This is a genomic window from Massilia sp. IC2-278 (genome assembly GCF_020708045.1).
GTDB lineage: Bacteria > Pseudomonadota > Gammaproteobacteria > Burkholderiales > Burkholderiaceae_D > Telluria.
In genome coordinates, this window is the sequence record NZ_JAJFES010000005.1 from 67158 (window position 1) to 90439 (window position 23282).

The window sequence follows — 23282 nt, forward strand, 5'->3', positions numbered from 1 at the left end:
CGGCCGAGCTCGTGTCCGGATGTCAGACCTGACCCTGGCTGTTGGTTTCAGCCTCCAGCCGCACGAAGCGCGTCAGCACCAGCACCGGCACCGCACACGCCAGCACCCACAGGAAGAAGTGGCGATACCCCAGCGCCTGCTGGATATCGCCGCTGACCATCTTGAACAGCACGAAGCCCAGCTGCATGAAACCGCTGCCGAGCGCGTAGTGTGCGGTTTGATAGGGGCCGCTGGCGATCACCTGCATGATGAACAGGATGATGCCGACGAAGCCGAAGCCGTAGCCGAACATCTCCACACCGAGCGCGGTGGCGATCAGCGGCAGGGACTCGGGCTGCGCGGCGCTTAAATACCAGAACACCAGGTTCGGCAAATTCATTGCCAGGATCAGCCACGGCATCGCGCGCCGCAAACCCAGCCAGGACGTGAAGTAGCCGCCGGCGATACTACCGACCAAAAAGGCGACCGTGCCGGCGGTGCCGTACACCGCCCCGACTTCGGCCGTGCTCAGGCCCAGGCCGCCAACGGCGCGGGCGTCGCGCAGGAACAGCGGGCCGATGGTCTGGATCTGGCCTTCGCTGGCGCGGAACAGGATGATGAAGAGGATGCCGAGCCAGATGCCCTTCTTGGCAAAGAAGGCGCGGATCACATCGACCAGCGTGGCCGCGATGCTGCCCAGCGAATCGGTCTGGGCGGTGCGCACCGTGAGCGTGCCCGGCAGCGCCCAGGTGTGGTACGCCCCCAGTGCCACCAGCGCGGCGCCGAGCAATGCGAACACCACGGTCCAGGCAGGTGCGATGCCGATGCGCTTTTCCAGGTAGCCGGCCAGGATCACCAGCCCGCCCAGCGACAGGAATTTCGCCGCATTGAAAAAGGCGCCCTGCCAGCCGGCGTAGGCGGCCTGCTGTTTGGCGCTCAGGCTGGCGATGTACAGGCCGTCGGCTGCGATGTCGTGGGTGGCCGATGCCAGCGACACCACCGCCAGCAGCGCGATGCACAGCGCGAACCAGCCCGGCAGCTGCAGCGCCAGCGCCACCGATGCCAGCCCTGCCCCGCCCAGCAGCTGGAAGGTGACGACCGCGCGCTTCTTGCTGCGCGCCAGTTCCAGGAAGGGACTCCACAGCGCCTTGAACACCCAGGCAAAGCCGAGCAGCCCGGTCCAGCGGGCGATCTGCTCGTTCGGCACGCCCATGCTCTTGAACATCAGGCCGGCGATCAGCGCCACTGCGTAGAACGGCAAGCCCTGCGCCAGGTACAAGGTCGGCACCCAGGCCAGCGGATGGCGCGCGGCGGGCGGCTTCGTCGTGCCGACGGCGGCGGCGGCGGTGGAAACCTCATGCATCGGATGCGTCCTTCAAGGCGATGGTGGCAACGCGGCTGCTGCGGCCGCGCGTGTCGAAGCTGGCGATGCTGAATGTACGCGCATCTGGCGCAATGCTCAACGGTGCGCTGTAGAGCGGGCTGGCCGCATTCGGCGCGCTGCCGTCGAAGCTGTAGCGCAGCGCCAGGCCGGGCAGCGCCACGTTGGCGTGGATACGGCCGTCCTCCAGCCGCACACCCGGCGGCGGCAGGCGGTAGGCCCAGGCCAGCGGCGCGCGGTCCAGGCGCGGCAGCTCGCGCCGGCCCAGGCGGTTGGCGAACTCGTTCCAGTCGGCGTCGATGCGCGCCGCGCGTTCGATCGGATCGGCGACCAGGCGCCAGCCCGGGTCCGGACTCCAGGCGCGTTCGGCCAGGGCCAGCAGGCGCGGCGCGATCATGTATTCGATGCGTGCGCGCGAATGCGCGTTCTCGCTCCAGAGCTGGCCCTGCAGGCCGGCGATGCGTCCGCCATCGAGTTGCTCCAGGCCCGCCAGCAGCGCCTCGGGCACGCGCCGGCCCATCGGGTCGCGCGCCGGCACGGCGCCCTGGTCGAGCGGACAGAAGGCAAAGGCCTGGCGCAGGCCGACGAAGCCGGCCCAGTAGTAGCCGGGTTCTTCCGGGTCCTTGGCGCAGGCCAGGTCGAAGTAGAGATTCGCCGCGTTCGACAGCACTACGCTGTAGCCGGCATTCGCCAGGCGGTAGGCGATGTCTTCCTGGCCCGAACCCCAGGCGTTGTTCCACACATAGGCGTGGAAGTCCGGTCCGGCAAAGCGCGGCTCGGGCGCGGGGGCGCCGCCGGTGTCGTGGGTGAGCGCGGTGTCGTCCCAGCCGGCAAAGGCCAGGCCGTGGTGCGCCAGGATCGCGCGGCAGCGCGCCACGAAATCGAAGCGCAATTGCGCGACGTCGCTCCAGCCCTGTTCTAGCATGCGCGCGCGGCACAGAGGCGAACCGATCCAGGCGCCGTTCGGCACTTCGTCGCCGCCGGTGTGGATGGCGCGCAGCGGCACGCCGGCCTGGCGGAACAAAGCTTTCACCTCGCCGACCACGGTGTCGATGAAGCGGTCTACCGAGGGCAGCGCGATGCAGATCACGTTGTCGTGCCAGAGCTGCACGGATTCATAGCTTGATGTGTCGTCGGGATCGTCGAGGCGGTAAGCCCAGGCGCCTTCAAAGTCTCCGGCAGCCAGCAGGCGGTCGTGGCGCACGCGCATCGCCATCACCGCGGCGCGCGCGTGGCCGGGCATGTTGAACTCGGGGATCACCTCGATGTGGCGCGCATGGGCGTGGCGCAGGATGGCGATGAATTCGTCGTGCTTGTAGTGGCCGGTGCCGGGCGAGCTGTCGATGTCGGCGCCGGAACCGAAGGATGGCGGCAGGCAGGGGCTCCCGTCCGGACTGACGCCGCGCCGTGCGCCGACCTCGGTCAGTTCAGGCAACGCGGTGATCGGCAGGCGCCAGCCTTCGTCGTCGGTAAGGTGGAAGTGGAAGCGGTTCAGCTTATAGGCGGCCATGCAGTCGAGCAGGCGCAGCACCGTATCGACACTGGCGAAATGGCGCGCCACGTCGAGCATCATGCCGCGGTAGGCGAAGCGCGGGGCGTCGAGCACGCGGCCATATGGCAGGCTGCCGTCTTCGTCCAGCAGCTGGCGCAGGGTTTGGATGGCGTTGAAGACGCCATGGGCGGAGGCGCCGCGCAATACGACCTGGTCGGCGCCGATGTCGAGCTGGTAGGCTTCGGCGCCTGGCGCCTCCAGGGTGACGGGGCCGGTCTCGAACCGGACCTGCGCGCCGTTCGTTCCGCTTGCGGGCAGGCTGTCCAGCAGCGTGCGCAGGAAGGCCGCCTCGTTGGCGAGTTCCGGACCATGGACGATTGCCGTGCCGGGTCCGAGCTTGCATGTGCCGGCGCCAAAGCGCGCCGAGACCGGGCGCGGCGTGATGCGGCCGACCTCCTCTTCGGGCAGCAGGTGCAGGGCTGCGTTGTCGGCATGGCGCTGGGCGGCGTTCGCGGTCGGCACCCGGTCTTCGACGTGGCGCATGCGCTGTTCGACGCGGGCGAAGGGCAGGATGCGCGGGTCGCCGAGTGCGATGACGCCATCCTCCTCCGACAACAGGTAGAAGCCGAGCGGCGCGTCGGTGAGGCTGATGACCCAGAACTGGGCATGGTAGGTGATGTCGAAGGCTTCGTCCGCGGCCCATGCCTTGTCGGCCACGGCGGTGAGGCGGAACAGGTCGCCGTTCACGTGGTCGATGGCGAAGCCGGTGCTGACGCTGTCCGGGATCACCTTGCGGCAGGCGTTGAAGAACAGTTGCCAGCCGGGGGCGATCGGTTTGCCGCAGACGTTGCGCAGGTTCAGGCGCGCCTCGAAGATGCCGTTGCCGGCGAAGTTGCTCAGGCATTCCCATTCGATGGCAATGGGCGCCGTGCCTGGATGTGTGATCGGCATTGTGTTCCTTGGTAAGGCATGAAAATGGCCGAGGTGCGTCCCGTACGGTGGGCACTCCGTGCCCACGCGGTTACGTGTTGGGCCGGAGTAGGTGGCGGCTCTGATTCGCTCCGAGACGTCAGCGATGGAACGAGGCGTTAGCGGGACGCTTTAGGGACGCCGACAAGTCGCATCGTCATCGTCGAGCACAGGCGCAAACAATGATCGACGTTCCGCGTGGGCACGGAGTGCCCACCCTACGTTGTCACGCAAGTGGAAGAATCGCGCAGCGGTCCCTCATCGTCCGAAAAAAGAGCAAGGCCGCCGGCCTTGCCCAAAACGCCCCGGAGACTCAGGACCCGACATCAGAGCTTCCCGCGCAGCCCCAGGAAGAAAGTCCGCCCGTTCGCATAAAACGCGCGCGGCCTTTCCTTGTTCTCGGCATACATCTTGATGGTCTCGTCGGTGAGGTTGAGCGCATCGAAGGTCAGGGTCAGCTGCTCGGTGAGCTTGACGTTCACCGAGGCCGCCAGCGACGGCATGTCGTCCACGTGCTGGCTGGCGCCGCGGTCCACGCCGGCTTTATACGCCGAGCGGAAGCTGTAGGCCAGGCGTGCGCTGAAGCGTTCGTTCTCGAAGTAGCCGGTCAGGTTGTAGGTGCGCTTCGAGGAGTTCAGCAGTTCGCCGCCGTCATCGAGCTCGCCGTCGGCCCAGGTGTAGTTGGCCAGGAAGCCGAAGTTGTCGTACAGCGGCTGCTGCCAGCTCAACTCGATGCCCTTGTTCTTGCCGCCCGTGTTGAACGGCGAGGTGATCTGGTACTCGGCCGGCGCGCTGCGCTTGTTGTTGTAGTAGGTGCCGGTGCTGGTGCCCTGCGCCACGATCGAGCGCAGGTCCATGTAGAACAGGCCGGCCGACAGCGCCGCCTTCGGCGCGTAATACCATTCGGCCGAGACGTCGAAGTTGGTCGAGCGGACCGGGTCGAGATTCACGTTGCCGCCGCTGCCGCTCAGGGCGTCGTCGTTCAGCGACACCGAGCCGCCCAGCGCCGAGTAGTCCGGGCGCGCCATGGTCTTGGCCACGGCGGCGCGCACGACCAGGTCGGGGCGCACGTCGAACTTCACGTTCGCGCTCGGCAGGTAGTCGCGGTAGGTGCGCTTGAAGGTGGTCGGCGTGTAGGGGCCGAAGGCGGAACCCGTCACCGGGTTCGGGCCGCCGGGCAGGTTCACGACCGTGGTCTGCTTCGTCTGCACGGCGCGCAGGCCGATGTTGCCGCTCCAGCCGTCGCCGCCCGCTTCCAGCATGCCGTACAGCGCGGCGGTCTTTTCGCCGACGCGGAATTCGTCCATCCAGTTGTGGCGCAGCGTGTAGTCGAGCAGGCGGTTGCCCGGCACCGCACCCCAGGCGCCGAGGGCCGCGCCGTCGTATTTAAAATAGTTCGAGGACAGGTTGCCGCCCAGGTCGTTCGCGAAGTCGGACGGGTACATCTGGCCGCTCCAGGCCGGGCCCGGGTTGCTGAAGCCGAGCGGGCCCGGACGCGTTTCCAGCGGGTGCTCGGCGGTGCGCTCGTGGTCGGTCACGCGGGCGCCGAAGCGCAGCGCGCCGAACATGCCGTCGCGCAGGCGCCATTCGCCGTCGACCTGCGCATACTTTTCCTGGTCCACCGACTGCGCTTCGCCGCCGCCGGCCCAGGCGGTGGAACCCGGCGCCGCGGTGTTCCCACCCGGGTAGCTCACGGTGGCCGGCGACAGGCCGTTCAGCGCATACACCATGCCGCCGTCGACGTTGTTCTGGTAATAGACGTCGTTGCGGTCGTAGCCCACGCCGTGGGTCCTGCCCAGCCGGCCGGACAGGCTCAGGTCGTCGTTGACCTTGAACTTGCCGTTGACGTCGAGGTACCAGGATTCGCCGCCGGCGTCCGGGCGGTAGATGTTGTCGACTTCGCCGTTGTTTACCGCGAAGCCGGCGCCGACCAGGGTGCCGTTGCGCACGACCGGGTTCTGCGGAATCTGGTTGGCCGTGTTGATGGAATTGGCGGGCGCGGCCAGCCAGTTGGTGTTCTGGTGGCCGGCCTTCAGCTCCGAATAGAAGCCATTCACGTCGAACGACACGCCGCGCGACGGACGGAACTCCACGTCGAAGGCGCCGCCGCTGCGCTTCTTGGTCTGCTCGAACAGCGAAGCGCCAATAAAAGTAGGCACCAGCACGCCGGCCAGCGCCGGGTTGGCCACCGCTGCCGCGCTGGTGGCGCTGATCGGGGTGTAGCCGAGGATTTCCTGGCCATCGCGCCGCACCGCGGCCTTTTCCGAGAAGCCCTGCAGCAGGAAGCCGGCGGTGCCCGCCTCGTTCTTCATCGCCACCAGGGCCGAGACATGCGGCTTGGTCTTGCTGGACAAGTCGTTGTAGTTGGCCTGGGCCGAGGCTTCGAAGGTGAGCGGCTGGCGGAAGTCGAGCGGGCGGCGCGTGATGACGTTGATGGCGCCGGAGACGCCGCCTTCGACCAGGTCGGCGGTGGCGCTCTTCTGCACCACGATCGAACCGACCAGTTCCGACGGCAGCAAGGAAAAGCTGCTGGAACGGCCGACGTTGCCGCCGATCTGGTTCAGCAGGAACCAGTCGCCGGTGCTGATGGCGTGGCCGTTGAACAGGGTCTGCTGCAGGCTGGGGCTGGTGCCGCGCAGGCTGACGCGGTCGTTCTCGCCGAAGCCGCCCTCGCCGCCCGCCGACGACTGCGTGTTCACGCCGGGCAGGCGCTGGATGGCGTCGGCCACGTTCTTGTCGGGCATCTTGCCGATGTCCTCGGCGGTGACGACTTCGACCACCGAGTCGGCATTGCGCTTCTGGCGCAGCGACTGTTCCAGCGCGGCGCGCACGCCGGTGACGACCACCGTCTGCATGCCGCCTTCCTGTGGCGTGTCGGTTTGCTGGGCCTGCGCCTGCGCCTGCAGTGCGGTGCCCATCGCCAGGATCATGACTGCGGCCGCGATCGCGGTGTGCTTGTGATTATGCCGTGCCATCAACTCGTTCATGTTCTCTCCAAAACAATCGTGGTTTCGATCCAACCCGGTCTCGAATGCGGTGGGCGCTGGGCGCCTCTGCGGTGTGTATGGACGGCATTGTGTCGCGAGTTGATAGGCCGTGTTTGTCAAATCTTGCTCAGCGTGAGGCGCTGTCACATTCTGGACATGCCGGCGTGGTAAAGGCGGCGCGCAAAAAAAACGCCACCCGGAGGTGGCGTCATGCAGCGCGTTGCGCGGATCAGCGCAGGTTGATGGCATCGAGCCTGCCATCCTGGGTCAGGATATAGAGTACGCCCTGGCTGGAAATGACCGGATCGCCACCCCGCGGGTAGGTCCACACCGGCTGATGGGTGGCAAGGTCGAGCGCGACCGTAGCATACTCGCCGACCAGGAAAGCCAGGTTATCGCTGACGACCAACCGGCGGAAAATGTCGCTGGAGATGGTCTTGTACGTAGCCTGCCACAGCAGCTTGCCTGTGGCCGGATCGAGCGCTTCGAGCCTGCCACCTTCGCTCATGGCATACAGGCTGTCCTTGCCCAACACGGCTAATGGAACTTGACCGGTGGGCCTGGCCCAGGCACGGGTACGGGTTTGCAGATCGAAGGCAACCAGGCGGCTGAACTTGTTGACGAACACCTTTCCGCCACCAACGACTGGCGTTTCCGTCGAGCTGGAGAGGGCATTGGCATCGGGGTCGATGACCTTGAAAGCGGTGCTGCCATCGGCGGTGTTGACCGCATACAGGCTGTCCCCGGAATAGACATACGCATGACTGCCATCGACTGCCGTCGTCCAATCACCGAACTGCGCAGTGACGCTCCTGGTCCACTCGATCTCGTTGGTCTGTGCGTTGAACTTCAACAGCCCGCCATTGCCGATGCCGGTGTACACGTTGTTACCCGACACTGCCGGTGCAAAGCGCTGCCAGACCGAGGAAGACTGGATAGGCGCCTTGAGCATCAGTTGCCCATTGATCTGGCTGATCACCCACAGGTAATTCTGCGTAGCGGAGACCGAGGTGAAATACAGGCTGCCGTGGGCAGCTGCAGATGGATTCAGGGTACCGACATCGGGGAAGCTGGTACGCCATAAGGTTTCGCCATTGGCCTCGTCAATCGCCACCACCTCCCATATTCCATTTCCAGTCCTGCGCGTGAGGAAGACCCTGCCATTGTCGAGCACTGGTGGGTAGGCGGCCGTGGCGCCGTCCCGCGGCAAACTCCAGCGAAGCGTGAACGAGGCAGCGTTGAACGTCGCGGGAACGTACGCATTACGGGCGGCATTGGCGCCATAAGTGCTCCAGGCCTGGAGTCCAGGCATCGGTTCCAGCGTGGTCAGTTTGCCTGGAATGCCAGCCTTGATCTTCAGGCCGACACGCCAGGGTGAACCGGCGACGGGAGTGTTGCATACGGCCGGATCATCACGGCAAACACGCAGTTCAAGCGTGGTTTCGTGCTCGCCGCTTGCCAGCGAGCGTACCGTGTACATGTCGGTGTTGAACTCGTCGCGCCCATTGAAGACCCCTGGGCCACGCGACGCGACCAGTCCTTTACTGTCCACCACTGCCATGTGCAGGGTATCGCCCGGCGCCACCTCGACCCCTGCACTGATGACGAACGATGTCGGGTTGCCCGCATCGGCCACCACCTCAAGGGGGCCGGAGCCGCCGGTGATGCGCGAGGTTGGCGGAACCGGCGTCGGCGTCGGCGTTGGCGTTGGCGTTGGCGTCGGAGCAGGAGTCGGCACGGTGGGTGCCGGATTGACCGGCGCCGGTGCGCTGCCAACCGGTGCGCCCGAACCGCTGTTGCTGGAACCGCCGCCGCCGCAACCACCAAGTAGCGCAGCGCCCAACAGCGCTGCGATTACTGTCCTTGCTACCATATGTGCACCAATCCTGATAAATGAATGAACCAGGATTATATTTAAAAGAAATTATTTTTAGGCAATAATTTCTTGCACTGTAGCAGCTTGGGTACAGCCCTACGCACCGGACTCAGCGCCGGAAGAGCCAGAGAATCAGCGTGATCACGATCGATACGGCGATGCAGGTCACGATCGGGAAATGAAAGCTGAAGCCCTCGCGCACGATGTGGATGTCGCCGGGCAGGCGGCCGAATGGCAGGCGTTTCAGCCAGGGCCAGGCGAGGCCGGCGGCGAGGATCAGGAGGCCGGTAAGGATGAGCAAACGTTGCATGTCGGGGCTTTCGATTATTCCACCGGCGCATGCTACACCGGCATGCCGCACAGGGCGCGCGCGCCGCTGTTGGCATTTCGCGTAGACTTTATCTCACCGTATCGACAAGTGATGGAGGTGTTATGGAAGCAACTTGGATCGTCACCGCGAACACTGGACGCGCGCGTATTTTTGCCGATGCAAAAGGCGCAGACAAACTCGAAGAAATCAACGACATGGTCAACGACGCCGTTCGCCTGCGCACGCAGGACACGGAAACCGACCGCCTGGGCCCGACCTCGGCCACGCAGAGCATCCACAATACCGGCGGCGCCACGCCGAACAAGCAGTACGAGCCGCACCAGACCCCGGCCGAGCACCAGTCGGAATTGTTTGCGCGCAGCCTGTGCGACTATCTGCTGCAGGGGCACCAGCAAAACCGCTACAGCCGTTTGACCCTGGCTGCGGCGCCGCAGTTCCTGGGTCTGCTGCGCAAGATGCTCGACCCGCAAGTGAGCAAGCTGGTCACCGTGGAGCTCGACAAGGACTACACCCAGGTCGCACCGCACCAGCTGCGCGAGCAGATCGCCGCCCACCAGCAAAAGGCCTGACCCCTGGCCGCACGGGTAGCGCCATGGGCCTGCCCGCATTGCAGTCTGGATGCACATCGGCATCCAGACTGCCGCGTCCGGCGATGCATGACCGCCGGGCCATATCTCATTTGATGGGTTCGCGCCCTGCGCCCTATTCGTGCGGCTGGGTTCGCCTCGTCGGGCTACCATGGAGCAGTCGCCGCTTTAACGAGGATCCTCCATGAACCGTCGTCTCGCCCCTACCCTGGTCAAGGGCACCGTGCTCGCCTCCCTCATCGCCGTGGTCGGCATGAAAGCCTATGCCGCCGGCAAGGCCGCCGCCAGCGACCTGGAACCCGTGCGCAGCCTGGACCTGGAACGCTATATGGGCACTTGGTACGAGATCGCCCGCTACCCCAACCGCTTCGAGCGCAAGTGCGCCGGCAATACCACCGCCACCTATACCGCCATGCCGGGCGGCAGGGTAAAGGTCGAGAACCGCTGCCGCCTGGACGACGGCGGCACCGACGTCGCCACCGGCGTGGCGCGCCTGTGCGGCCCGGAAGGCTCGCCGCGCCTGAAGGTGCGCTTCGCGCCGGCCCTGCTCTCCTTTTTGCCACCGGTGTGGGGCGACTACTGGGTGATCGACATCGACCGCAACTACCAGCTGGCCGCCGTCAGCGAACCGGGGCGCGATTACCTGTGGATTTTGTCGCGCACGCCGCAGGTGGAAAAGCGCGCGCTCGACGCCCTGCTGGCGCGCCTGTCGGGCCAGGGTTTCGACATGCGCAAGCTGGTGTACACGCCGCAGGAAGAAACGGCCTAAGCAGTCTAACATCACGCGCAGTGTTAACTGCGAGGCAAACATTCACGCCATTAATATCTGGAATGGGAAATGTGAATTAGGTTTTCGTCCTCCCAGCGGCCAGAATAGTCTTTTCGTCCAGCCGCTGCCGGACGCCGCGGCACGCACGCCGCGGGCAGGCGCGCGGCCGGCAGATTCATCCTTGCCCACGATGCGGTTTCCAGCATGAACGATTGCAGTAGCAGCCTGTCCCACGCAACATTCGAGGGGGCGGCATGATCGTCCGCGACCGCCCGAATGGCCTGCGCCTCTTCCTCACCATGCGCGGCTCGATCCTGCCGAGCATCTGGAAAAGCCTGTTCATCACCACCCTGCTGGCCGTCATCGTCACCTGGACCCACGGCCAGCTGTGGCAGCACAAGGTCCATCTCACCATCATCCCGTTCACGCTGATGGGCCTGCCGCTGGCGATCTTCCTCGGTTTCCGCAACAACTCGGCCTACGACCGCTACTGGGAAGGCCGCAAGCTGTGGGGCGAACTGGTGCTGCGCAGCCGGAATTTTTCGCGCGAGGTCCTGAGCCTGGTGGACACGGCGCCCGGCCACGAGCACATCCGCGAACGCATGATCCGGCGCGCCGTCGCCTTTGCCCACGCTCTGCGCCACAATTTGCGCCGCAGCGATCCCGGCGAGGACGTGGCGCGGCACCTGAGCGAAGCCGAATGGGCCGCGCTGCGTCATCGCCCTCACCTCGGCAACGCCATCATGCTGGAAATGGGCGCGGACCTGGCGCGCTGCCGCCACGCCGGCATGCTCGACAGCATGCGCGCCGTCACGCTCGATGCCACCGTCTCGGCCATGGTCGCCACCGGCGCCTCGTGCGAGCGCATCAAGAACACGCCGGTGCCGTTCTCGTATACGCTGCTGCTGCACCGCACCGCCTACCTGTACTGCTTCCTGCTGCCGTTCGGCCTGGTCGATTCGATCGGCTACATGACGCCGCTGGTGGTGGCGATCGTCGCCTACACCTTCTATGGCCTGGATGCGCTGGGCGACGAGATCGAGGAACCGTTCGGCGTGTCGCCCAACGACTTGCCGCTCGACGCCATCTGCCGCGCCATCGAAATCGACCTGCGCGATGCGCTCGGCGACCCCGACCTGCCGCCGCCTCTGCTGCCGGTCAACAACTGGCTGCGCTAGCGGCCGTCCTGCAACCTGCAAGAAGAAACGATGAACGACGCATACCAAGACCGAATCGGCTGTCCCCTGCTGCGCGAACGCATCACCTCCGCCGCCGACGCCGCGACCTATATCCGCGACGGCATGACCGTCGGCATGAGCGGCTTCACCCGCGCCGGCGACGTCAAGCTGGTGCCGGCCGCGCTGGCCGAACGCGCCCGGCGCGAACCGCTGCGCATCACCCTGCTCACCGGCGCTTCGCTCGGCAACGACACCGATAAACTGCTCACCGAAGCGCACGCGCTGGCGCGCCGTGCGCCCTTCCAGGTCGACCCGGTGCTGCGCGCGGCGATCAACCGCGGCGAAGTGATGTACATCGACCAGCACCTGTCCGAAACCGTCGAGGTGCTGCGTGCCGGCCACCTGGGTCCGGTGGACGTGGCCGTGATCGAGGCGGTGCGCATCCTCGACTCGGGCGCCATCGTGCCGACGACTTCGGTCGGCAACAGCGCCAGCTTCGCGATCCTGGCCGAGAAGGTGATCGTCGAGATCAACCTGGCGCAGCCGGCCGCGCTGGAAGGCCTGCACGACATCTGGATTCCAAAGAAGCGCCCGATGCGCGAGCCGATCCCGCTGATGCATGCCGAAGACCGTGTCGGCACCACGGCCATCGAGATCCCGCCCGAGAAGATCGCCGCCATCGTGCTCACCAACCAGCCCGACAGTACCTCGAGCGTGCTGCCGCCGGATGCCGAGACAGCCGCCATCGCGCGCCACCTGGTCGACTTCTTCGGCCGCGAGATCGCCGCCGGGCGCCTGACCAACAGCCTGCTGCCGCTGCAGGCCGGCATCGGCACCATCGCGAATGCGGTCATGGCAGGCTTTGTCGACAGCCCCTTCGAGAACCTGACCATGTACTCGGAAGTGCTGCAGGACTCGACCTTCGACCTGTTCGACGCCGGCAAGCTGGCCTTTGCTTCCGGCTCCTCGATTACGCTCTCGCCCGAGAAGAGCCGGCAGGTGTTCGGCGAACTCGAACGCTATGCCAGCCGGCTGGTGCTGCGCCCGCAGGAAGTGTCGAACCATCCGGAAGTGATCCGGCGCCTGGGCATCATCGCCATCAACACGGCGCTGGAAGCCGACATCTACGGCAACGTGAACTCGACCCACGTCGGCGGCACCCACATGATGAACGGCATCGGCGGCTCGGGCGACTTCGCGCGCAACGCCTACCTGTCGATCTTCGCCACCAAGTCGATCGCCAAGGGCGGCAAGGTGTCGTCGATCGTGCCGATGGTCTCGCATGTGGACCACACCGAGCACGACGTCGACATCATCGTCACCGAGCAGGGCCTGGCGGACCTGCGCGGCCTGGCGCCGCGCGAACGGGCGACCGTCATCATCGCCAATTGCGTGCCGGCGCCCTACCAGGACATGCTGCGCGATTACGTGCGCGAAGCGCAGGCGCGCGGCGGCCAGACTCCGCACGTGCTGGAGCAGGTCTTTGCCTGGCACGAACGCTACCGCCGCACCGGCTCTATGCTGCCGGAAGCATAACGTGCCCTAAAGACAAAAGAGCTGCTTATTTGTTAAAGAAACGTGGACATCACGCCACGTTTCTAAAAGATTGCTTGAAGGAAAAATAATTCTGGCTTGCCTACGAGGGCAAACCTGCGAGAATGCGCTCATTTCCGCTCAGCAATTTTCACGACGCTGAGGCGACTTCTCCCTTTTCCGATTCAAGACTCTTCATGAAAATCGACAATCTCAGAATACGTACGCTCCTCATGGCCGGCTTCGGCGCGATCCTGGCTGTGATGGTGATCCTCGTCGGCCTGGGCATCGGCCAGATGAACAAGGCAGACGCGCTGACCAAGAAACTGACCGAGGAAAGCTTCTACCGCGCCTCGATGCTGCAGGAATGGCAGGCCATCATCGAGACCAACGCCGCCCGTACCCTGGCCGCGATCAAGCTGACCGACGAAGGCGACGCCAAGTTCTTCCTCGACGCCATCAGCGTGTCGTCGAAGCGTTCGGACGTCCTGCGCGAAGACATCATGAAAAGCATCGAAGGCGACCCGCAGGCGCAAGCCCTGTTCGCCAACGTCGACAAGGAACGCGACGCCTACCGCGTGGCGCGCAAGTCTGCGCTCGCGAAGAAGGACGCCGGCGACATCGAAGGTGTGCGCCGCTTCCTCGACACCGAGATGGTGCCGCGCGTGAAGTCGTATAACGCCAGCCTGGCCGCGATGGTGAAGTACCAGCAGGACGCCGTCGTCGTCGACGCCAAGACCATCGAAGCCGAATTCCAGTCCGGCCTGCGCCTGCAGATCAGCCTGGCGATTGCCGCCGTGCTGGCCGGCGCCGGCTTCGCCTGGTGGATCGGCCGCCGCATCTCGGCCCCGCTGGAAACCGCGGTGAGCGTGGCCCAGACCGTGGCCAAGGGCGACCTGACCAGCCGCATCGAAGCGCAAGGCCGCAACGAAACCGGCGCGCTGATGGGCGCCCTGCGCGACATGAACGCCAACCTGGTCGACATCGTCAGCCAGGTGCGTGCCGGCACCGGCACCATCGCCGAAGCCGCCGACCAGATCTCGGCCGGCAACCTGGAACTGTCTTCGCGTACCGAGCAGCAGGCCAGCTCGCTGGAAGAAACCGCCTCGTCGATGGAAGAACTGACCTCGACCGTGCGCCAGAACGCCGACAACGCCCGTGAAGCGAACGCCCTGGCGCAGACCGCCTCGCAGGTGGCCGGCCGCGGCGGCGAGACCGTCGGCCGCGTGGTACAGACCATGGATGCGATCACCGAATCGTCGAAGAAGATCGTCGACATCATCGGCGTCATCGACGGCATCGCCTTCCAGACCAACATCCTGGCGCTGAACGCCGCCGTCGAAGCGGCGCGTGCTGGCGAACAGGGCCGCGGCTTCGCGGTCGTGGCGTCCGAAGTGCGTAACCTGGCCCAGCGCTCGGCCGGCGCGGCGAAAGAGATCAAGGAACTGATCGGCAACTCGGTCGACAAGGTCGAGGAAGGCAGCCGCCTGGTGTCGGATGCCGGCACGACGATGCAGGAAATCGTCGACAGCATCGGCCGCGTCACCGCCATCATGTCGCAGATCGCCATGGCCAGCGCCGAGCAGTCCTCGGGCATCGAGCAGGTGAACCAGGCCGTCGCCCAGATGGACCAGGTGACCCAGCAGAACGCGGCCCTGGTGGAAGAAGCGGCGGCGGCGTCGGATGCGATGCGCGAACAGGCGCAGGCGCTGTCGGCGCTGGTGTCGACCTTCCGCTTCGAGGAACGCGCCGTGCAGGCGGCGGTGCAGTCGCTGCGCGCACCGGCGCCGGTCGGGCGCCTGGCTCTGCAGGCTTGAGTTTTGCCAGCACCGGCGCGGCCGGTGCAATCTTCAGCGCCGGGCGATGCCCGGCGTTTTTTTTGGGCCACGATGGTTGATATGGGCCTGCGGCGCTGCCCGTACGGTGGGGTCTTTGAGGCCGGGGGCCTCGAAGACGAAGTGCCCACGCGGAACGGTGAGCATTGTTAGCGTTTGTTCGATCCGCAAAAAGATGTGTATTGCCAGCGTCTCCAAATGCGTCTCGTTGGCGTTTCCATACATGGAGATGTTTCGGGGCGAATCGTCACGGCCGCGAATAAAAGGATGCGCACGTAACCGCGTGGGCACGGAGTGCCCACCGTACGGGTTGCGTATCGACCGATCCGGCAATCCCGCTGAAGCAGGCAGCACACGGTATACTTGCGGTTTCTCTTCGAGCCCCACCATGTCCCTGCCTCCCTGCCCCACCTGCCAGTCCGCCTACACCTACGAAGACGGCGCCAACCTCGTCTGCCCTGAATGCGGCCACGAATGGCCGGCGCAAGCGCTTGATGCCAACGCCGAGACCGCGCGCGTCTGGCGCGATGCTTCCGGCAACCTGCTGCAAGACGGCGACACCGTCACCGTCATCAAGGACCTGAAACCGAAGGGTTCGGGCGGCGTCATCAAGCAGGGCACCAAGGTCAAGAACATCCGCCTGGTCGACGCCGACCACGACATCGATTGCAAGATCGACGGTTTCGGCGCCATGAGTTTGAAAACCGAGTTCGTGCGCAAGGTATAAAAAAAGCGGCCATCACGGCCGCTTTGCACATCATCCGCAGGATCAGAACCCCGCCTCGCGTCGCAGCAGCGCTGCCAGCGAACGCACGAAGCGTGCGCCCGGCGCTTCCCACTTGCCGTCGATGACGACCTTGCCGCGCCAGGCGCGGCCCGCCAGGGCGCCGGCCGGCTCGTCCACCGTGAAGCTGACCCGGTACACGGCATGCTCCGGATACCAGGCGCCGTTGCGTTCGCGCGCCTGCACCGGGCCGCCCTGCGCCGTGGCCCATTGCGCGGCCCACGGACCGCCCGGCAGCACGCGGGTGGCGTCGCGGTCGATGTTCGATACTTTCACCTTCAGCACCGGCCCCGACAATCCCTCGGGATAAAAATGGGCGCTGTCGCCCACCGCCACGCGGCGCACGGTTTCCTCGTCCAGGTAGCTGCTCGCCTCGTGCGCGCCCTCGCCCACCAGCACCGCCACGCGCTCGTTCCTGCCGACCCAGACGCCCGGCGCCAGTTCCGGCTCGACGTCGCGCAGCACGCCGGCAAACGGCGCGCGCGGCGCATAGCGCGCTTCCTCTTCGGTGAGCAGCGCCAGCTGGGCTTCCAGCGTGGCCAGCTGCTCGCGCAGCACCGCGCTGGCGGCGCGCTGCTCGGCGTCGAAGCCGGAGGCGCCGATCTGCCAGCGCAAGCGCTCGGCCTGGGCGTCCAGAGCTTCGCGCCGGCTCTTCGATTCCGGCGCGGCAAAGCCGACCAGCAGCTGGTCCTGGGCCACGCGTGCACCTTCCCTGAACGGCAGGCTTGTCACCTGGGCATGCTCGGGCGCGTGCACCGGGAACACCTGGGTCGGACGCAGCAGCGCGCCCGACTGCACGCGGGTCGGCCAGGGCACCAGGGCCAGCAGCACCAGCGCCACCAGCACGATGAAGCTGGTGCGCGCGCGGCCACTATTCTTCAGGCGCGGGGCCAGGCTGCGCCAGACCTTGATTTCATTGGCAATGGGGCGAATCACGAACCAGCTCATCTCGATACAGAACAACAGGATGCCAAGGAGTTTGATGAAGAAGTGGTAGACCAGCACGGCGATGCCGAGGAAGAGTACCAGGCGATAAATCCAGACCGACCACGCAAACGCGATCAGGCCCCAGTGCCGGCGGCGCGGAAAATACTCCGGCGGCGGCTCGCCCAATGCGAACAAACGCTCGCGCAGGTCCCAGCGCGCCAGCGCAAAGGCGCGCGCATGCAGGTTCGGCATGTCGAGCCAGTCCGACAGCACGAAGTAGCCGTCGAAGCGCATGAAGGGGCTGGCGTTGATGGCCAGCGTCGCGATCCAGGTGGTGGTCGCGAGCGGAAAGGCCATCGAACGCAGCAGCCCGTCGGGCAGCAGGGTCCAGGCCAGCGTGGCCCAGACCGCGATCAGCAGTTCGGTACGCACGCCGGCGGCGGCCACGCCCAGGCGCTTGCGCTTGTCCGGCAAACGCCAGACGTCGTTGGTGTCGGTGTAGGGCACGGGCCACAGCACCAGGAAGGCCAGGCCCATGGTCGGCACGTGGCAGCCGTGGCGCTTGGCCGTCAGGGCATGGCCCAGCTCGTGCGCGCATTTCACGAAGGTGAGCGCCAGCGCATACGCCAGGATGCCGCTCGGGGTGAAGGAATCGGCCAGCGTGCTGCGGAACACGTCCCACTGGCGCCAGACCAGCACGCCGCCCAGCAGCAGGGCCAGCAGCGTCAGGCGCAGGAAACCCCTTGAGAACAGCCAGTCGAACGACGGCGCAACGCGGTTCAGCCAGGCGTCGGGCTTCACCAGCGGGATGCGGAAGAACAGGTAGCCGTGCAGCAGGCGCGTGGCCAGGGTGCCGCTGGCCGCCTTGTGGCGCTCGGCCAGCGCGCGGCTGGAGGCCAGCGGGTCCGGGCGCAGCAGCTGGTTCTCCTGCAGGAAGTGGAGCACGGCGGCCACGTCCTCGAGGGTGGCGTTCAGCGCCGTTTCCTCGTCCACGGCGCGGGCGATGGCGTCGGGTGCGCCCAGCTCCCAGCGGCGCAGGATCTCGAAGCTCATCCAGTCGATGCGGAAGAAGCCGTTGCGTACCGGGTCTTCCAGGGTCCAGCTGGGCTCGCCGCTGGCGAGGGCCGGCCCCGGATGCAGGTTCAGTTCCTCGCGCAGTGCGGGCAGCCTGAACACGGCGGGTGGGGCTGCGGGCATGGACGGCCCCGTGGCAGTAGGAGTCAGTGCCGCAGCCATGATTTACCAGCCCAGCGTCTGGCGGATCGTCGCCAGCGGGCGGCGCAGCATCCAGTAGGCCATCGGCACCCAGGCGCCGGACAGCTTGGCGGTGCCCTTCAGGCCGACGCGCGCCGCCGTGGTCTCGGCCAGCTTCGCGCGCACGCGGTAGGCATAGCTGCCGTCCGGACGCGGCTGGGCTTCATAGCCGACGTAGCGCACCGTGGCCGCCACCGGGGCGAGCGGGTCCGAGGCCAGGTACAGGGTAATGCCGGCGCCCGGTTCGAGCGGAATGGCGTCGCCCAGCGGCAGCCAGGCCTCGACCTCGACGTCGCCCGGCGCGGCAATGCGCATCACGCGCTCGCCGGTGGCGACCGGACGTCCGACCCATTCGCTGGGGTCATCGAACAGGGCGATGCCGTCGCGCGGCGCCAGCACGCGGGCGCGTTCCGACTGCCCTTGCAGGAAGCCGGTTTCGGCGCGCCGCTCCTCGATCTTGCCTTGCAGGGTGGCCAGCATGCCTTTCGACTTGCCGTCGTTCAGGGCCTGCTGCAAGGCTTGGCGGTATTCGGCTTCGGCCGTGGACAGTGCCTGCTCGGCCACGGCGGCGCGGCTGGCCAGTTGCGCCTGGTCGAAGTCGAACAGCGGGTCGCCCTTCTTCACGATCTGGTTCGGCTTCACGTGGAAGCCTTCGATCACGCCTTCGAGCGGCGCGCGCACCGCGGCCGGGTCGGCCGGCACCAGTTCGCCCGGCGCCAGGATGCTCAGGCGCACCGGGCAGCACAGCACCAGCAGTGCAGCTACCCCTGCTTGCACGGCGCGCCGGCGCCACCACGGCAGTTTTGCCACGCGTTCGTGCTCGCGGCGCAGGCGCAGGCGCGCCAGCAGCGCACCCGGCGTGTAGCGCGGTGCGGCCGGACGTGCGCGCCAGGCATGGCGCAGGGTGTCGGCCCATTCGGCCAGCAGCGCCTGCTCATCTTCGCGCCAGGGCGTTTCGCGCGCCAGCAGCAGGCCGCCGGGCGCGATCTGCTGCGCCGCGTCGCCCGCCAGCGGCAGCCACAGGGCGTAGGCCGGCAGCCATTCGCCCCACTCGGCGCCCTGCCCCGCCGGCGCATCGATCGCCGAGACCATTGCCGGTCCGGTGTCGCCCAGCGCCGCGCACAGCTTTTCCAGCCACTGCACGTAAGGCGCATTCGCCTCGATCTGCACCACGCCGGAGAGCGCGCAGACGCCGCGGTCGGCAAACCACAGCGCCGCCTGGCGGTAAGGCGCCAGCGCGTGGCTGCCGTTCACCGCCAGGAAGTCGAGTTCGACCGCTTCACCCACATGGCGCGCACGGTGCGCGAGGTCCACCAGCGCCGCCAGCGGATCGTGGGCCTTGTCCATCCTGTCCATCCAGATTACTCCAAGTTACCGCATCATGGCCGGCCGCGCAGCGTTGCCGCCTTGCCCTGGCCAGCCTTGTTCAGGCGTTCCGTCAGGCCTGCCTTGCCGCTTGCCGCCGCGTTGCCCGCTGCGTCACCATTGGCGCGCACTTCGCCCACGTTGATGCGGAACAGGGCAATCGCTTCGCGGCCGTTCAGGTCGCGTGCGATCAGCTTGATCTTCAGTTCGCCGTTCAGGCCCTTCGGCACCTCGCCGGTGAACTGGCCGGTCTGGCCGTTGAACTGGACCCAGGTCGGCAGCGGACGGCCATCCTGCAGCACCGCGGCCAGGCGCACGATGGCTTTCGGCTGGGTGTGGGCAAAGGCATCGGCCGGCACCGACATCGACAGTTTGGTGCCGGCGTCCACGAACTGGTCGGGCACGCCCTGGAACAGCACCAGCGCCGGCTCTTCGGCTTTCGCCACCACGGTGCGGAAGCCTTCCGAACGAGTGTACACGTCCGACAGCTCGGCGGCGCCGCGCAGGGCGTCGACGAAGTCCGGCGCCGCGGCGCGCACGCCGAAGCCGCTGCCCAGCAGCAGCGAATCGCCGCCGACCACGCTGCCCGGCGCCACGGCTTCGCGCACCAGCATCTGCGGCGCCGGCTCGGCCACCGTGCTCAAGGCCGGCACCGCCGGCGTGAACACCGGGGTGACCACGACCGGCGGCGGCGGCAGCTGCGGCACCACCGGCGCGCTGACGCTGACCACGCCCGCGGTGTCGCCGCTGCGGCTGTTGCCCGCGGCGTCGGTCACGGTGGCGATCACGTCGTAGCTACGGCCTTCCGTCAGCGGCGCCGACGGCTGGGCCTTCGACAGGTCCAGGCTCCAGCGGCCATCCTGCACCGGCACGGTGTAGTTCTGGCCGTTGACGTTGACGGTCAGGGTTTCGCCCGGGCGCACCACGGCTTCGCCGGTCAGGGTCGGCGTGGTACTGGTGGTGCTGATGCTGTCCACCGTCGGCGCATTCGGCGCTTCGCGGTCGAGCGTCACGTTGCGCGTGGTCTCCGGGCCCGACAGGCCCGCCGCCGTATTCGTCACGCGGGTGACGATGGTCCAGTCGGCATTGTGGGCGCCGTTGTCCTGCGCAGTCCAGTTGCCGCCGCGGACGGTGGCGTCGGTCCAGCTGGCGCCGCCGTCGAACGACACCTGCAGAACCTCGTTGCTGCCGAGCGGCGCGTCGATGCGGCCGGTAACGGTGCGTCCTGCGCCGCCGTCGGCGGTGATGAAGTCGTTCGGCGAGCTGCCGGTGTCGCGCGTCATCAGGTCGATGCTGGCGTGCTGGCCTGGCATGGCCGGATTGCCGACCGTGATCGTTACCTTCGTGGTCGCGTCCAGCGCGCCGTCGCTGCCGCGCACCAGCACCTCGATGCTGCCGAGCGCGCCGGCCGGCGGGGTGCCGGTGAAGGTCAGCGTGGCCGGGTCGAAGTGCAGCCAGGACGGCAGTTCGGCGCCGCCAGGCAGGCTGGCGTCGTAGGTGATGCCGGTGCTGTCGACGTCGGTGAACGGCGCCACGGCCAGCGGCGCCATCGGCAGGCCGACGGTGGCGTTGCCGCGCACGTCCGGGCCGGCGACCGGCGCGTCGTTCACCGGGGTCACCGTGATCTCGACGGCATAGGTATTGCTGCCGCCCTGGCCGTCGCTGACCGTGTACGTGAAGCGGTCGGCGCCGTTGTAGTTGGCGGCCGGGGTATAGGTGTAGCGACCGTCAGGCGCGATGCTCACGCTGCCGTGCTGCGCGCCCTGCTCCACCGCATAGCTGACCGGGTCGCGGTCGAAGTCGGTCGCTTGCGGCAGGCGGCCTTCGTGTGCCTGGTCTTCGGCGGTGACAAAGGCGTCGTTCGCGGCGAGCGGCGCATCGTTCACCGGGTTGACCGTGATGGCGACCGTGTACACGTTGTTGCCGCCCTGGCCGTCGCTGACGCGGTAGGTGAAGCTGTCGCTGCCGTTGAAGTCGAGCGCCGGGGTGTAGACGTAGCGGCCGTCGCGGTCGACCGTGACCTGGCCGTGCGCCGGGCCGCGCGCCAGCGCGTAGCTGACCGGGTCGTTGTCGACGTCGCTCGCGCGCGGCAGCTGGCCCTGGTGCGCCGTGTCTTCGTTCGTCACGATGGCGGTATCGCTTGCCACCGGGGCGTCGTTGACCGCGTCGATGACGATGGTGACCGTGTGCAGGGTGCTGTCCTGGCCGTCGCTGACGCGGTAGACGAAGCTGTCGCTGCCGTTCGCGTTCGCGTGCGGGGTGTAGGTGTAGCGGCCATCGCTGCCCAGCACCAGTTCGCCCTTGGCCGGGCCGGTGGCCACCGAGTAGCTGACCGGATCGTTTTCGGCGTCCACGGCGCGCGGCAGGTTGCCGCTGGCGGGCGTGTCTTCCGGGGTGCGGATGGTGGCGGGGCCGGCCACCGGCGCGTCGTTCACCGGGGTGACGGTGATGTCGACGCGGTAGGTGTTGGAACCGCCGTGGCCATCGTCGATCTTGTAGGTGAAGCTGTCGGCGCCGAAGAAGTCGCGCGCCGGGGTGTAGACGTAGCTGCCGTCGGCGGCGATCTCCACGCTGCCGTACTGCGGCTGCGACGCGCTGGAATACTCGGCGCGGTTGCCGTCCGGGTCGGTGTAGCCGGGCAGCTGGCCGCGCAGGACCGTGTCCTCGGCCGTGCTGGCGCTGGCGTTGGCCGCCACCGGCGCTTCGTTCAGGTCGGCGACCGACACGGTGACGGTGCGGGTGCTGGCGTTGCCGGTTTCGTCGCGCGCGACCACGGTGAAGGTGTAGCTGGCCTTGCTTTCGAAGTCGAGGTTGCCCTCGGCCAGGGTCACGGCGCCGCTAACGCCGTCGATGCGCAGCAGGGACGCGTCGCCGCTGCCGTCCAGGGTGTAGCCGACCACGCGGTTCGTGTAGTCGACGTTGTCGCTGGCCTGGGCGGTGTACAGCAGGTTCTGGTTTTCGTTCGCGCTGGCGGTCGTGCCCGAGCTGAAGGCCGGGGCCACTTCGTCGATGTTGGCGACGCTCACGGTGACCAGCTGCTCGCGCGCGTTGCCGCTGGCGTCGAGGGCGACGACGGTGAAGCGGTATTCGCGCTGGCCTTCGTAGTCGAGGTTGCCGTCCTTCAGGGTCACGGCGCCGCTGGTGCCGTCGATGTCCAGCAGGCCGGCGTCGAGCCCCGGGCGCAGCGCATAACGCACGACGCCGTCGGTCGACTCGATGCTGTCGAGCGCCTGTGCGGTGTACAGCAGGTCCTGGTTCTCGATCGCGCTCACGTTGGTGGCGGAAGCGAACACCGGCGCCACGTCGTCGAGGTCGGTGACGTTGACCGTGACCGCCTTCAGGGTGACGTTGCCGCTGGCGTCGACCGCGCGCACGGTGAAGCTGTACTCGGTCTTGCCGCCGAAGTCGAGGTTGCCGTCCTTCAGGGTCACGGCGCCGCTGGCGCTGTCGATCTGCAGCAGGCCGGCGTCGCCGTCCTCGTCCAGGTCGTAGGTGACCACGCCATTCGTGTAGTCCACGCTGTCCGTGGCCTGGGCCGTGTACAGCAGGTTCTGGTTCTCGTTGGCGCCGACGCTGGCGGGCGAGGTGAAGACCGGGCCGACTTCGTCGATGTTCGACACCGTCACGCTCACCGTCTGCAGGGTGGCGTTGCCGCTGGCGTCCACGGCGCGCACGGTGAAGCTGTAGTCGCGCTTGCCCTCGTAGTCGAGGTTGCCGTCCTTCAGGGTCACGGCGCCGCTGGTGCCGTCGATCTGCAGCAGGGCCGCGTCGCCGCCGGCGTCCAGCGTGTAGCGCACCACGCCGTCCGTGCGGTCGACCGCGTCAAGCGCCTGGGCGGTGTACAGCGCATTCTGGTTTTCCGGCACGGTGACGCTGGCCGGCGAAGTAAAGGCCGGGCCGACTTCGTCGATGTTCGACACCGTCACGCTCACCGTCTGCAGGGTGGCGTTGCCGCTGGCGTCCACCGCGCGCACGGTGAAGCTGTAGTCGCGCTTGCCCTCGAAGTCGAGGCTGCCGTTCTTCAGGGTCACCGCG

The 23282-nt window shown here is 67.1% G+C and carries 15 protein-coding genes; 6 read left to right on the plus strand and 9 right to left on the minus strand.

The genetic code is table 11. From position 1 onward, the window contains the following. Positions 1–22 precede the first annotated feature (22 nt). The 5 genes from LK540_RS12110 to LK540_RS12130 form a co-directional block, all read right to left on the minus strand. On the minus strand, positions 23–1342 hold the full coding sequence (locus LK540_RS12110) for an MFS transporter (RefSeq protein ID WP_229437553.1): 1320 nt from the start codon (positions 1340–1342) through the stop codon (positions 23–25). Beyond that, on the minus strand, positions 1335–3803 hold the full coding sequence (locus LK540_RS12115; RefSeq protein ID WP_229437554.1) for a family 20 glycosylhydrolase: 2469 nt from the start codon (positions 3801–3803) through the stop codon (positions 1335–1337). Before LK540_RS12115 ends, LK540_RS12110 begins: the two co-directional genes overlap by 8 nt. A gap of 344 nt (positions 3804–4147) precedes the next feature. Then, positions 4148–6808, minus strand: a complete 2661-nt coding sequence (locus LK540_RS12120) for a TonB-dependent receptor (RefSeq protein WP_229437555.1) — start codon at positions 6806–6808, stop codon at positions 4148–4150. 229 nt (positions 6809–7037) lie between these two features. Then, the gene (locus tag LK540_RS12125) at positions 7038–8651 is read right to left on the minus strand and encodes a PQQ-binding-like beta-propeller repeat protein (protein WP_229437556.1); all 1614 of its coding nucleotides are present in this window, start codon (positions 8649–8651) and stop codon (positions 7038–7040) included. A gap of 142 nt (positions 8652–8793) precedes the next feature. Next, entirely contained in the window at positions 8794–8994 is a 201-nt protein-coding gene (locus LK540_RS12130) for a DUF2905 domain-containing protein (RefSeq protein ID WP_229437557.1), read from the minus strand. A 122-nt stretch (positions 8995–9116) separates the two neighbouring features. On the opposite strand from LK540_RS12130, the gene LK540_RS12135 reads away from it, so the two are divergent. The 5 genes from LK540_RS12135 to LK540_RS12155 all read left to right on the plus strand — a co-directional run bounded on the left by LK540_RS12135 (position 9117) and on the right by LK540_RS12155 (position 14899). Next, positions 9117–9584, plus strand: a complete 468-nt coding sequence (locus tag LK540_RS12135) for a host attachment protein (protein WP_229437558.1) — start codon at positions 9117–9119, stop codon at positions 9582–9584. Between the two features lie 202 nt (positions 9585–9786). Further along, positions 9787–10371, plus strand: coding sequence for a lipocalin family protein (locus LK540_RS12140; protein WP_229437559.1), 585 nt, complete (start codon positions 9787–9789; stop codon positions 10369–10371). 254 nt (positions 10372–10625) lie between these two features. Further along, a complete protein-coding gene (locus LK540_RS12145; RefSeq protein ID WP_229437560.1) occupies positions 10626–11549 on the plus strand; it encodes a bestrophin family protein in 924 nt (307 codons plus the stop codon). A gap of 30 nt (positions 11550–11579) precedes the next feature. Beyond that, entirely contained in the window at positions 11580–13085 is a 1506-nt protein-coding gene (locus LK540_RS12150) for an acetyl-CoA hydrolase/transferase family protein (RefSeq protein ID WP_229437561.1), read from the plus strand. 194 nt (positions 13086–13279) lie between these two features. Next, positions 13280–14899: a methyl-accepting chemotaxis protein gene (locus LK540_RS12155; protein ID WP_229437562.1), complete on the plus strand. Its 1620-nt coding sequence runs from the start codon at positions 13280–13282 to the stop codon at positions 14897–14899. Positions 14900–14932: 33 nt separating this feature from the next. Here the strand turns inward: LK540_RS12155 and LK540_RS12160 are convergent, their stop codons facing one another. Beyond that, positions 14933–15307 carry a hypothetical protein gene (locus LK540_RS12160; RefSeq protein WP_229437563.1) on the minus strand — a complete coding sequence of 125 codons (375 nt, stop codon included), beginning with the start codon at positions 15305–15307 and terminating at the stop codon, positions 14933–14935. Between LK540_RS12160 and LK540_RS12165 the strand changes: the two genes are divergently transcribed. Beyond that, positions 15306–15644, plus strand: a complete 339-nt coding sequence (locus tag LK540_RS12165) for a zinc ribbon domain-containing protein YjdM (RefSeq protein ID WP_229437564.1) — start codon at positions 15306–15308, stop codon at positions 15642–15644. The two genes, LK540_RS12160 and LK540_RS12165, sit on opposite strands and share 2 nt — an antisense overlap. Before the next feature lie 42 nt (positions 15645–15686). Here the strand turns inward: LK540_RS12165 and LK540_RS12170 are convergent, their stop codons facing one another. The 3 genes from LK540_RS12170 to LK540_RS12180 form a co-directional block, all read right to left on the minus strand. Then, positions 15687–17825 (minus strand): site-2 protease family protein, encoded by a 2139-nt coding sequence (locus LK540_RS12170; RefSeq protein ID WP_229437565.1) that lies wholly within the window; start codon positions 17823–17825, stop codon positions 15687–15689. 42 nt (positions 17826–17867) lie between these two features. Beyond that, positions 17868–19238, minus strand: a complete 1371-nt coding sequence (locus LK540_RS12175) for an efflux RND transporter periplasmic adaptor subunit (RefSeq protein ID WP_229437566.1) — start codon at positions 19236–19238, stop codon at positions 17868–17870. 23 nt (positions 19239–19261) lie between these two features. Next, positions 19262–23282 (minus strand): tandem-95 repeat protein (locus tag LK540_RS12180; protein WP_229437567.1); only part of this gene is annotated, 4021 nt, incomplete at its 5' end.